Below are 12,540 nucleotides of genomic sequence, written 5' to 3'. Positions count from 1 at the left end.
CTATCGGTTTGTTTCGACTCGGAATATTTCGGCTGGTGAAAAGAACACATGGGCGCGGGGGTGCTCAGTCGGGCGGATTTCCGCCCACCAATGCGAAGGTCTGACGGGCGATTTCCAACTCTTCGTCCGTGGGCACCACGGCCACCGTCACCCGGGCGTACGGCGCCGAGATGACACGGGCCTCGCCCGAGCGCTCCTCGTTGCGTGCCGCGTCCAGGGCGAGACCGAGTTCTTCCAGGCCAGCCATGGCAGCGGCCCTCACCGGCGCTGCGTTCTCGCCCACCCCGGCGGTGAAGACGACCGCGTCGACCCGGCCGAGCACCGCGTAGTACGCACCGATGTACTTCTTCAACCGGTGGATGTAGATCTCGAATGCGAGCAGCGCGCTCCGATCTCCTGCGTCGATCCGTCGGCGGATCTCCCGCATGTCGTTGTCGCCGCACAGTCCCACCAACCCGCTCTTCTTGTTGAGCAGTACATCGATCTCATCGGTGGACATTCCCGCGACCCGCTTGAGGTGGAATGTCACGGCCGGGTCGATATCGCCCGAACGCGTCCCCATCACCAGGCCCTCCAGCGGGGTGAGCCCCATGGAGGTGTCCACGCACCGGCCACCCGCGACCGCCGAGGCGGACGCGCCGTTGCCGAGGTGCAGCACGATCACATTGATGTCCTCGGGCGCCTTGCCCAGCAGCTTCGCCGTCTCCCGGGAGACGTAGGCGTGCGAGGTCCCGTGGAAACCGTACCGGCGGATGCGGTGCGCGTCGGCCGTCTCCACATCAATGGCGTAGCGGGCGGCCGATTCCGGCATGGTCGTGTGGAACGCCGTGTCGAAGACGGCCACCTGCGGCAGGTCCGGCCGCAGTTCCCGGGCCGTGCGGATGCCCGTGACGTTCGCCGGATTGTGCAGCGGCGCCACGGGGATCAGCCGCTCGATCTCGGCGAGCACCTCGTCGTCGACGACGGTCGGCTCGCTGAACCTCGACCCGCCGTGCACCACACGGTGGCCGATCGCCGCGAGTTCGGGGGAGTCGAGGCCGAGGCCGTCGGACGCGAGTTCCTCGGCGACGGCTTGCAGCGCCGCCGCGTGGTCGGCGACGGGACCGGTGCGCTCCCGCGGCTCACCCCCCGTACCCAGGGGGGTGTGCACCAGCCGTGATGACTGCTCGCCGATGCGCTCCACCAGTCCGACCGCGAGCCGCGCGCCGTCGCCCATGTCGAGCAGTTGGTACTTGAGCGACGAGGAGCCGGAGTTGAGGACGAGTACGCGGGTGGCGGTCATGGGGCTCTCTTCGCGGAGGGAGGCTGCGGTGGGCGGGTTCATGCGGACGTGGTCCGGCCGCTGGTGGCGGGGTCCGGCTGGGCCTGGATGGCGGTGATGGCGACGGTGTTCACGATGTCGCTGACCAGCGCGCCGCGGGACAGGTCGTTCACCGGCTTGCGCAGTCCCTGGAGGACCGGGCCCACGGCCACCGCACCCGCGGAGCGCTGGACGGCCTTGTAGGTGTTGTTGCCGGTGTTGAGGTCCGGGAAGATCAGCACGGTCGCCCGGCCCGCCACCTCGGAGTCCGGCAGCTTGGTCGCGGCGACGCTCGGTTCGACGGCCGCGTCGTACTGGATGGGGCCCTCGATCCTCAGCTCCGGGTGCGAGCCGCGGACCCGCTCGGTGGCCTCCCGCACCTTGTCCACGTCCGCACCCGAGCCCGAGGTACCGGTGGAGTACGAGAGCATCGCGATCCGCGGGTCCACGCCGAAGCGGGCCGCAGTGGCCGCCGACTGGACGGCGATGTCCGCGAGCTGCTCCGCGTCGGGGTCGGGGTTGACGGCGCAGTCGCCGTACACGAGCACCTTGTCGGCCAGGCACATGAAGAACACCGAGGAGACGATCGAAGCGTCGGGCTTGGTCTTGATGATCTCGAAGGCGGGGCGGATGGTGGCGGCGGTGGAGTGGACGGACCCCGAGACCATCCCATCGGCGAATCCTTCCTGCACCATCAGGGTGCCGAAGTAGTTCACGTCCGCCACGACGTCGTACGCCAACTCCACCGATACGCCCTTGTGGGCCCGCAGCTCCGCGTAGCGCTCGGCGAAGGGCTGGCGCAGCTCGGAGGTGTTGGGGTCGATCAGCTGGACGTCGCCGAGGTCGATCCCGAGGTCGGCGGCCTTCTTCCGGATGACTTCCAGATCGCCGAGCAGGGTCAGATCGCAGACGTCCCGGCGCATCAGCACATCGGCCGCGCGGAGCACGCGCTCCTCGCTGCCCTCGGGCAGCACCACGCGACGGCGGTCGGCCCGCGCCTGCTCCAACAGCTCGTGCTCGAACATCATCGGTGTGACGTGGCCGCTGCGGGCGACCGCGAGCCGCTCCAGCAGTTCGCCGGTGTTCACATGGCGCTCGAAGAGGCCGAGCGCCGTCTCCGCCTTACGGGGCGTGGTCGCGTTGAGCTTGCCTTCGAGTCCGAACAGCTCCGCCGCCGTGGGCCAGCTGGTGCCGGGGACGGAGATCACCGGGGTTCCTGGGGCGAGCCGGGAGGCCAGGGTGAGGATTCCTTCGCTCGGGCGCTCGTTCAGGGTGAGCAGCACCCCCGCGATCGGTGGGGTGCCCGCGGAGTGCGCGGCGAGCGCACCGACGACCAGGTCGGCGCGGTCGCCCGGGGTCACCACCATGCAGCCGGGGGTCAGGGCCTTGAGGAAGTTCGGCAGCATGGCCCCGCCGAAGACGAAGCCGAGCGCGTCCCGGGCCAGTCCCGAATCGTCCCCGAGCAGCACCGTGCCGCCCAGGGCATGGGTGATCTGGGCGACCGTGGGGGCGGCGAGCGCCGGCTCGTCGGGCAGGACGTAACAGGGGACGGGCAGCCGGGCGGCCAGACGCTCGGCTATGACCGCGCGGTCATCGGGTGCGACCCGGTTGACGACCATGGCGAGCACTTCGGCGCCGAGGGCCCCGTAGGCGCGGTGGGCGTTGCGCGCCTCCGCGCGGACGGACTCGGCGGTCTGGCCCCGGCCGCCGACCACGGGGATCACGGAGGCGCCGAACTCGTTGGCGAGCCGGGCGTTGATCGCGAGTTCGTCGGGGAACTGTGTGTCGGCGAAGTCGGTGCCGAGGACGAGCACCACCTCGTACTCCCGGGCGACCTGGTGGAACCGCTCCACCAGTCGGGAGACGAGTTCGTCGGTGCCCTGCTCGGCCTGGAGGGTCGACGCCTGGTGGTAGTCCATGCCGTAGACGGTCGTCGGGTCCTGGGAGAGCCGGTAGCGCGCCCGCAGTAGCTCGAACAGCCGATCGGGGCCGTCGTGCACCAGCGGGCGGAAGACGCCGACGCGGTCCACTTGCCGGGTGAGGAGCTCCATGACCCCCAGTTCGACCACCTGGCGGCCGTCGCCGCGATCGATCCCGGTCACATACACGCTGCGCGTCACGCGTAGCTCTCCCGTCCTTGCTCGCCCATGCCCGTACCGGCCGTGCCCTCCGCCGGCTCCCGTACGGCTGCCCCGGTGGCGGCTCGTACCCAAGCTCGTACAAACGCTCGTACAAAAAAACCGCTGGAGGGCGGCTTTTCCCTCTTGACAATACCTCCGAGTGTGGCTAGAGCGCCTGCCGGGTCGAGAGGTCGAGAAAAGGCGCGCGGACGCCCTCGGAGAGGCGTTCTCGGGGGCCTGTCGGGGCCCGCGAAGCGCACTTCTTGACGTTGTTGCCGGTCGGAAGGGGGTAGTCGCAGATAAAGGGCAATGGAAGGCGTAGCTGCCGGGCGCGTGAAACAATTCATTCCTGGATCACCTGTCACCCTGGCACCACTGACCGAGCAGGAGACACAGCACGATGCGCATCGGAGTTCTCACCGCAGGGGGCGACTGCCCCGGACTGAACGCTGTGATCCGGTCAGTCGTGCACCGGGCCCTGACGGGTCACGGCGACGAGGTCATCGGCTTTGAAGACGGCTTCAAGGGGCTGCTCGACGGCCACTACCGACCCCTCGACCTCAATGCCGTCAGCGGCATCCTGGCACGTGGGGGCACCATCCTCGGCTCGGCCCGGCTGGAGCGCTCCCGACTGCGCGAAGCCGCCGAGAACTGCGGGGAGTTGCAGCGCAGGTACGGCATAGACGTACTGATCCCGATCGGCGGCGAGGGCACACTCACCGCCTCGCGGATGCTCGCCGACGCCGGAATGCCCGTCGTGGGCGTCCCGAAGACCATCGACAACGATATCTCCGCCACCGACCGCACCTTCGGCTTCGACACCGCGGTCACGGTCGCCACCGAGGCCATCGACCGGCTGAAGACCACCGCCGAATCCCATCAGCGCGTGATGGTCGTCGAGGTGATGGGCCGGCACGCGGGCTGGATCGCCCTGGAGTCCGGCATGGCCGGCGGCGCGCACGGCATCTGTCTGCCCGAGCGGCCCTTCGAGGTCGCCGACCTGGTGAAGATGGTCGAGGAACGGTTCGCGCGGGGCAAGAAGTTCGCCGTCATCTGCGTCGCCGAGGGCGCACACCCCGCCGAGGGGTCGATGGACTACGGCAAGGGCGAGATCGACCAGTACGGCCACGAGCGTTTCCAGGGCATCGGCAACAGACTGGCGGCCGAGTTGGAGTACCGGCTCGGCAAGGAGGCCAAGCCGGTCATCCTGGGACACGTACAGCGCGGGGGAGTGCCGACGGCGTACGACCGTGTCCTCGCGACCCGATTCGGTTGGCACGCCGTGGAGGCTGCGCACCGTGGCGAGTTCGGTCGGATGACGTCGCTGCGCGGCACCGAGGTGGTGATGGCTCCGCTGGCGGACGCGGTCACGCGGCTCAAGACGGTCCCGCTGGACCGGATGTACGAGGCCGAATCCGTGTTCTGAGCCCGCCCGACGGCAGTCCGCGGCGGTGGGGGACGCAAGGGTCAGCGTCCGGTGCGCAGCCAGCGGTACTGGAGTTCGGGCCGGCCGATCTGCCCGTACTGCGGACTCCGCGCCGCCCGCTCCCCCTTGACCAGGTGCTCCAGATAGCGGCGGGCAGTGATCCGCGAGATGCCCACCGCGCTGCCCACCTCGGACGCGGTCATCCCCACCGGCGATTCCCGCAGCGCACGGGTGACGGCGTCCAGCGTCGGGCCGCTCAGCCCCTTCGGCAGGGAGCCCCGCTCGGGCGCCCTCAGCGGAGCGAGCGCCCGATCCACCTCGTCCTGGCTGCTCGCCTCCCCGGCCGCCGCACGGAACTCCGCGTACCGGGCGAGCCGCTCGCGCAGCGTGGCAAAGGTGAATGGTTTCAGCACGTACTGGACCACCCCCAGCGACACGCCCTCGCGCACCACGGCCAGGTCGCGTGCCGACGTGACCGCGATGACGTCGACCGCGTGCCCCGCCGCCCGCAGCGACCGCACGAGGTGCAGCCCGTGGCCGTCCGGGAGGTAGAGGTCCAGCAGCAACAGATCGACCGGAGTCCGCTCCAGGGCGCGGACGGCGGCCGTCCGGGAGTGGGCGACCCCGGCCACCGTGAAGCCGGGGACGCGCCCCACGTACAGGGCGTGGGCATCGGCCGCCACCGGGTCGTCCTCGACCACCAGCACCCTGATGGGCCCCGAAGGCTCACTCATCGCGACACCTCCTGTCGAAGCGGCAACCGCACGGTGAACTGGGCGCCGCCGTCAGGGCCCGGCACCAACTCCACCGTGCCCGCGCTGCGGTGCACGGCCTGTCGGACGAGCGCGAGACCGAGCCCCCGGCCTGAGCCGTGGGTCGACCAGCCGCGGCGGAACACGTCGTCCGTGCGCTCCGGGGAGATGCCCGCTCCGGTGTCGTACACCTGGATCAACAGTTCGCCCTCATCGGCGAGGGCCCGCACGGTGACGCGTGCCCGCGCCGGTTCCGCGGCGGGGTCGGCATGGAGTTCCGTGGCGGGGTCCGTGTCGAGTTCCGTGGCGGGGTCCGTGTCGAGTTCCGTGGCGGGGGGCCCGGCGACACCCTCCCGGGGCGCGCGGGCCGATGGGAGCAGCGCCGCAGGCTCCTGCTCGCCGCACCCGTCATGGTCCGTGGGGTTGGTGTTGTTCGTACCGCTTCCGCCCCACTCCGACGTTCGGTTCCGTACGGCGGCTGCGTCGGACGCCGCGTCCACGGCGTTGTCGATGAGATTGCCGAGGATCGTCACCAGATCACGGGCCGCCAGCGACGGCGGCAGCACGCCGTCGTCGATGCGGCTGTCCGTCGCCAACACCAACTCCACCCCCCGTTCGTTCGCCTGCGCCGCCTTGCCCAACAACAGGGCCGCGAGCACCGGTTCGCCGACCGCGGCCACCACCCGGTCGGTGAGCACCTGGGCCAACTCCAACTCCGCCGTGGCGAAGGCGAGCGCCTGCTCCGTGCGCCCGAGTTCGATCAGCGAGACGACGGTGTGCAGCCGGTTGGCTGCCTCGTGCGCCTGGGAGCGCAGTGCCTGACTGAAACCGCGTTCGGAGTCCAACTCGCCAGACAGGGACTGGAGTTCGGTGTGGTCGCGCAGGGTGATCACGGTGCCGCGCTGCTCTCCCCCCACCACGGGGCTGGTGTTCACCACGATGATCCGTTCGTCGGTCAGATGGACTTCGTCCACCCGGGGCTCGGAGGCCAACAGGGCTCCGGTCAGTGCCTTCGGCAGACCCAGGTCCGCGATCGAACGCCCCACCGCGTCCGCCGGCAGCCCCAGCAGTTCCCGCGCGCCGTCATTGACGAGGGCCACCCTGCGCCGCCCGTCGAGCATCAGCAGCCCCTCCCGTACCGCGTGCAGGGTGGCTTGGTGGTAGTCGTGGAGGCGGCTGAGTTCGGCGGCGTTCATCCCGTGGGTGTGGCGCCGCAACCGGGCGTTGATGACGTACGTCCCCACCCCGCCGAGCGCCAACGCTCCGCCCGCCACCCCCAGTAGCCCGGTCACCTGTTCGCGCATCTGTTCGCTGATGCGCGAGATGGTGATGCCGGCGCTGACCAGCCCGGTGATCCTGCCCCCGTCGTAGACCGGGACCACGGTGCGCACGGAGGCGCCGAGTACGCCCAGGTGCTTCTCGCTGAAGATCTCCCCCTGGAGCGGGCGGTCGATGTGCCCGAGGTACTTCCGCCCTATCTGATCGGATTCGGGATGGGTCCAGCGGGTGCCGTCGGGGGCCATGATGACCACGAAGTTGACACCGGCGATCCGTCGCAGCTCCTCCGTGTACGGCTGGAGTGTCGCCGTCGGATCGTCCGTACGGGTCGCGGCGATCACCCACGGCGAGCGGGCCACCGCCGTCGCCGTCGCCGTGGACTGGAGGCGCGCGGTCTCCTCCGCCTGCCGTCGATCGGTGACGTACGCGAACAGGGCGCACCCCGCCACGATGGCGGCGACCAGGACGACCTGCATCGCGAAGAGCTGTCCCGCGAGGCTGCGGGGACGGGGTAGGCGCATGGGGTCAGTCTGCCCGGCGGCCCGGAGGTGACCGCACGCCGCAGGTGCGCATCGGCGTACGGATGGACCGCCCGGGCGCCGGGCCGGGTGAACGCGCCCCGGCGCGGCGGGCGGCCAACAGCGCGCGCCCAGCGGGCGGATGGTGCACGGGGGATCGACGTGCCGAGGGACCGGATGCGGGGCCTCGTGAACGAAAAGCACGCAACGGTGACCCGGGTCACAGTCTGTTGGATAGTCGCGGAGATCCGTGCGGGGCGCACGGGCGCCCACGGTTCGAAGGAGGCACCCCGTGGCAGCAGTGGCCGGCAGGCGGGACCGAACGCACTATCTGTACATCGCCGTCATCGTGGCGGTGGTCCTCGGTGTGACGGTGGGCTTCGTGGCCCCCGGAGTCGCCGTCGAACTGAAGCCGATCGGCACGGGGTTCGTGAACCTCATCAAGATGATGATCTCCCCGGTCATCTTCTGCACGATCGTCCTGGGCATCGGATCGGTGCGCAAGGCGGCCAAGGTCGGTGCGGTCGGCGGTCTGGCGCTCGGCTACTTCATCGTCATGTCCACGGTGGCGCTCGCCATCGGTCTGCTCGTCGGCAACCTGCTGGAGCCCGGCTCCGGACTCCAGCTGACCGAAGCGACGCGCGAGGCGGGGGAGAAGCAGGCGGAAGGCGCGGGCGGCGAGTCCACCGCGGACTTCCTCCTCGGCGTCATCCCCACCACCCTGGTCTCCGCCTTCACCGAGGGCGAAGTGCTCCAGACCCTGCTGGTCGCGCTGCTCGCCGGATTCGCCCTCCAGGCGATGGGCGCCGCGGGTGAGCCCGTGCTCCGGGGCATCGGACACATCCAGCGACTGGTGTTCCGCATCCTCGCCATGATCATGTGGGTCGCCCCGGTGGGCGCGTTCGGCGCGATCGCCGCGGTGGTCGGCGAGACCGGACTGGACGCGCTGAAGTCCCTCGCCGTGATCATGATCGGCTTCTACGTCACCTGTGCGCTGTTCGTCTTCGTCGTCCTGGGCGCACTGCTGAAACTGGTCTCGGGCGTCAATCTGCTCTCCCTGCTCAAGTACCTCGGCCGTGAGTTCTTGCTGATCCTCTCCACCTCGTCGTCGGAGTCGGCGCTGCCGCGGCTGATCGCCAAGATGGAGCACATGGGTGTCAGCAAGCCGGTGGTCGGCATCACCGTCCCCACGGGCTACTCCTTCAACCTCGACGGCACCGCGATCTATCTGACGATGGCCTCCCTCTTCATCGCCCATGCGATGGGCGACCCGCTGAGCGCATCCGAGCAGATCTCCCTGCTGATCTTCATGATCATCGCCTCGAAGGGTGCGGCAGGAGTCACGGGTGCCGGTCTGGCGACGCTGGCGGGCGGCCTCCAGTCGCACCGGCCCGAACTGGTCGACGGCGTCGGACTGATCGTGGGTATCGACCGCTTCATGAGCGAGGCCCGTGCACTGACCAACTTCGCCGGCAACGCGGTGGCGACCGTCCTGGTCGGCACCTGGACCAAGGAGATCGACCGGGAGCGGGTCGATGCGGTGCTGGCCGGCCGGATTCCGTTCGATGAGAAGACCTTGCTCGACGACGGCCACGGCGACCCCGTGGCACCGCACGAAGTCGACCTGAGCAAGGACTCCTCCCTGCCGCGCTCCCGGGTCGACGAGGACACCGCGGCGAAGGTGTGAAGCACGATCACGCCATACGACCCACACAACCGGAACGCCTCTGATTGAACTCCGTTCCCCCGGGGCACATGCGTACCGATTCCCCCCGCTCGGCCCGTCCTTCGCTTCCCCCACGGCGAAGGGCGGGCCGTGGTCCGTTCCGGCAACGCCCCTCGCCCCGACTCACGAACAGGGCCCGCTGCCATCCGGAGTTCCCGGACACCAGCGGGCCCCGGCCCCTGATCCCTTCGGTGGTGCCGCCCCTCACCCGGGCGGGCTGATCGCACACTCCTCCTGGGTGAGCGGCCGCGCATCCCCCGCGACCCGGCTGCACAACACCCTCGGCTGCGGGGTCCCGTCGGCCGTGCTCCGCACCTCCTTCAGTGCCACGCTGTGTCCGCTGCGGTCGCCGTACAGCGGCGCCCCGGTGAAGTCGATCGTGCCGGTGGCCAGCCCGCTCAGCTTGACCGTACGGAGGTTCACCCAGGTCGCGGCCCGATTGGGGTCACCGTCGCGGGCACGGGTGGCGGCCCAGTAGAGGGCGCGGGTCGCGTCGTGGGCCAGCGCGGTCTGACCGCTGGACAGGGCGGCCGTCGTGAACGAGGGCCTCTCGCCCAACCCCGGCAGGTACTCCGCCGCGTCCTTGTAGAACGACGTCAGCGCCGCCGCCTTCTCCAACTCGGCCAGGGCTGCGTGATAGAGCGTCACCTTCGGGGCCACCCCGTCCGTGCCCTGGGTGAACTTGGCCTTCGACAGGTCGTCGCCCGTGAGGATGGAGATGTTGCGCTGGGCGCAGGTCGGCGAGGTCGCGAGCAGGTCCATCATGGGGTCGATGTCCTCGACCCGGCCGGCGAAGTAGATCACCGAGGGCACGTCGGGACCCTTGCAGAACGCATCCACGGGCTCTCGGAGCTCCGGTTTGCCCTCATGGAGCTCGTAGCGCTGCTGCGGCAGCATGGTGAAGCCCTTCTGGCGCAGCATCTGTGCCCCGTACTTGGCCTGCTCGTCGGTGTAGAGGTCATCCGATTCGCTGGTGTCACGGGCCAGCACCAGCGCGTGTTGGGTCTGACCGGCATCACGCAACTGGGCTGCCACCAGGCCGAGTTGCTGGACCTGCCACTCGTCGGTCGCGGCCAGACTGAACCAGTTGGCGAACTGCTGCGGCAGATAGGTGGCGGAGTTGGTACCCGACACCACGGGCAGGCCCGCGTCCTGGAGCGTCTTGTTGGTCGCGGCACTGGTCTTCAGATCGCGCCCGGTCCCGATCACCCCGACCACGGACGGATCCCCGGCGGCATAGTCGGCGATGGTCTTGGCCATGTCCTTCTGGTGCCGCAGATCTACGCCCCCGTTGGCGATGAGGACCCGCAGCTTCACCGGAAAGGTGTCGTTGATGACCCGCTGGGCCAGATGGACCCCCGCCAGTTCCTCGATTCCCTTCACCGGCGAGGAGCCGCGGTCCTCGTCATAGCTGAGGGGCCCCGCGTAGATGACGGTGAGGTAGTTCTTGCGGTGCTTGTCGAGGACCTTGCGGTTCTGTTCGTCGATGCGGCTCTCCAGCCAGGGCAGGGTCCAGGGCGCACCGGGCTTGTGTTCGGACGACTTCCCGTCCGGTAGCCAGTCGGCGAACCGCACGCCCCCGGTGGCGACTCCTATGCACTCCGTCGGCTCGTCGGGTACGGATGCGCGTCGGGTGTCGCGGTTTGCCGTGAGGACGGAAGCCGAGCAGTACCGGTCCTGGAGGTCGTCCGCACGCATCCACAGCCCCGCCACGAGCAGCAGCAGCACCAGGACGAGCGCGTGCAGCGACCACACCACCCGGGCGGCGGTGGGTCGGGTGTTCGCCCGTACGCACGGCAGTTGGCCATCGGCGAGCGGCCCCAGCCGTGCCCCGGGCAGGGGCACCTTCAGCACCCAGGGCAGCTCGCCCAGCTCCCGGCTGGGAGACTGCCCGGCGCGCAGGTTGCGGGTCCACTCCTGGTACCAGATCCACAGCGTCCCACCCGGCTGGGTGATCACACTGCGCTGGAGGCGGGACACCTCGGCGCCCCGGACGGCGGCGACGATCAGGAGAGGGTCGAGTTCGCTGCGTCGGCTGCGGACGTCGCTCACGGCCTTGATGAGCTCGACGCCGCCGTTGTCCGCGCTGGCCTCGGGCAGGAACAGCATCGGCGGTCGGTGCCGTTTGAGACCGCGCAGATCCCAACTCCAGCGGCGGTGGTTGTCCCGCAGATCCTCAAAGAGGGCCAGCACGTACAGCTGGAGCTGGAAGTCGTCCCCGTCCTGGAGCGCCTCGGCCACGTCCTGGGCGCGGGCCGCGATCGCCTTCCAGGACCGGACGGGTCGCAGCAGCGAGACATCGGTCGGTCGACCGCGGGACGCCGCCCGGAGGAAGGTCGTGGTCATGAACCAGCGGCTCTCCCTGCGCAGCCACAGGAAGATGGGCGCACGGCCCGGCAGCACGTTGTCGAGCAGCACCAGCAGGACCAGGAGCCCGATGCCGGACGCGAGCGCCACGGACCAGTGACTGCGGGCGAGCAGGGCCGCCAGGCCGGCGACGAGACTCGCCGGGAGGATATGGGCCATGTCCAGTTGGGCCGGCCCGGGGTTCCACCGGCGGGAGCTCTTGGGGCGCCAGCGCTGCTTGGCGAGTTGGTCGAGCAGCCGTTGCGCCGGATCGGGTCGTCCCGTGCCGGCCCCGGTGGCCGTCTGCCAGCCGGGTCCGAGTTCTCCGACGGCGTCCTCGATGGCGCGCACCAACCGCAGCCGCGGGAAGGCGTAGCGTCGGTAGACCGAGCGCTGGCCGTTCCACCGTTTGGGGTCCGCGAGATCACGGACCAGGGCCGCGGCCCTGCGGACCTCGGTGGGTCCCTCCTGGGTGGTGGGCACCACCGCGCAGCGGGTGCCGTGGGCGTCCTGCCCCCGGTGCAACTCCTCGACCAGATTGACGACTTGGTCGTCGTCGGTGCTGTCCTCCGCGTGCAGCACGACGACGGGCATGGGTGGATCACTGGTGCGGAAGTCCTGGATCAGGACTTCCAGTCTCTTCTGTACCTCGACACCGGCACCGGTCGACATGCCGAGGTGCCCGCCAGGGCACTTCGGCGGTGGTTCACGATCACCTTGTGGCACGGCCTACCCCCGTTCGTATGGGCCGGACATGAAGCTAGCGGGCTGGCGCCCACCGAGCAGGGACCATCGGACCCCCGTCCGCCTGCGTCGGTCGTGCTCCAGCCGTCATGGCGTACGCGTGCCTCCTTCGGATGCGCGTCGCGGTCGGATCATGCGGATGGCCGTCAGGTCATGCGTTCGACCCTCGGCTGTGTGGCCAGTTGTCCCGTTCTTCACGAGGGTGGCTTCCCGTGCGGCGCCCGTGGCGCCCTCGGGCCCGGCAGACCTCGTTGAGCTGGATCTTTACCTTCTGGTGCGTATCTGACTTCATAGTCCGTACTTGTCGGTAGAACGCCGTCGACCAACGAT

Annotated in this window: 7 protein-coding genes; 2 read left to right on the top strand and 5 right to left on the bottom strand. The window is 69.8% G+C overall.

Annotated elements, in window-relative coordinates; translation table 11 throughout:
* Positions 1–64: 64 nt before the first annotated feature.
* Complete coding sequence (locus ABZ348_RS21705; protein ID WP_358935426.1) at positions 65–1,282, bottom strand: acetate kinase; 1,218 nt, start codon at positions 1,280–1,282, stop codon at positions 65–67.
* A gap of 38 nt (positions 1,283–1,320) precedes the next feature.
* Positions 1,321–3,420: a phosphate acetyltransferase gene (gene pta, locus ABZ348_RS21700; protein WP_358935424.1), complete on the bottom strand. Its 2,100-nt coding sequence runs from the start codon at positions 3,418–3,420 to the stop codon at positions 1,321–1,323.
* A gap of 400 nt (positions 3,421–3,820) precedes the next feature.
* On the opposite strand from pta, the gene ABZ348_RS21695 reads away from it, so the two are divergent.
* On the top strand, positions 3,821–4,846 hold the full coding sequence (locus ABZ348_RS21695) for an ATP-dependent 6-phosphofructokinase (RefSeq protein ID WP_358935422.1): 1,026 nt from the start codon (positions 3,821–3,823) through the stop codon (positions 4,844–4,846).
* A gap of 41 nt (positions 4,847–4,887) precedes the next feature.
* On the opposite strand, the gene ABZ348_RS21690 is transcribed toward ABZ348_RS21695, so the two are convergent.
* Together ABZ348_RS21690 and ABZ348_RS21685 are read right to left on the bottom strand one after the other, a co-directional pair.
* Complete coding sequence (locus ABZ348_RS21690; protein ID WP_358935421.1) at positions 4,888–5,580, bottom strand: response regulator; 693 nt, start codon at positions 5,578–5,580, stop codon at positions 4,888–4,890.
* Positions 5,577–7,397 carry an ATP-binding protein gene (locus ABZ348_RS21685; protein WP_358935419.1) on the bottom strand — a complete coding sequence of 607 codons (1,821 nt, stop codon included), beginning with the start codon at positions 7,395–7,397 and terminating at the stop codon, positions 5,577–5,579. The genes ABZ348_RS21690 and ABZ348_RS21685 overlap by 4 nt, the downstream gene beginning before the upstream one ends.
* 289 nt (positions 7,398–7,686) lie before the next feature.
* Between ABZ348_RS21685 and ABZ348_RS21680 the strand changes: the two genes are divergently transcribed.
* Positions 7,687–9,081, top strand: a complete 1,395-nt coding sequence (locus ABZ348_RS21680) for a cation:dicarboxylase symporter family transporter (RefSeq protein ID WP_358935417.1) — start codon at positions 7,687–7,689, stop codon at positions 9,079–9,081.
* A gap of 243 nt (positions 9,082–9,324) precedes the next feature.
* Here the strand turns inward: ABZ348_RS21680 and ABZ348_RS21675 are convergent, their stop codons facing one another.
* Positions 9,325–12,138 carry an ABC transporter substrate-binding protein gene (locus ABZ348_RS21675; RefSeq protein ID WP_358935415.1) on the bottom strand — a complete coding sequence of 938 codons (2,814 nt, stop codon included), beginning with the start codon at positions 12,136–12,138 and terminating at the stop codon, positions 9,325–9,327.
* Between the last annotated feature and the right edge of the window lie 402 nt (positions 12,139–12,540).

The sequence above is a fragment of the Streptomyces sp. NPDC005963 genome (assembly GCF_040638655.1).
Lineage (GTDB): Bacteria > Actinomycetota > Actinomycetes > Streptomycetales > Streptomycetaceae > Streptomyces.
This window is presented reverse-complemented; position numbering and strand designations above follow the sequence as displayed.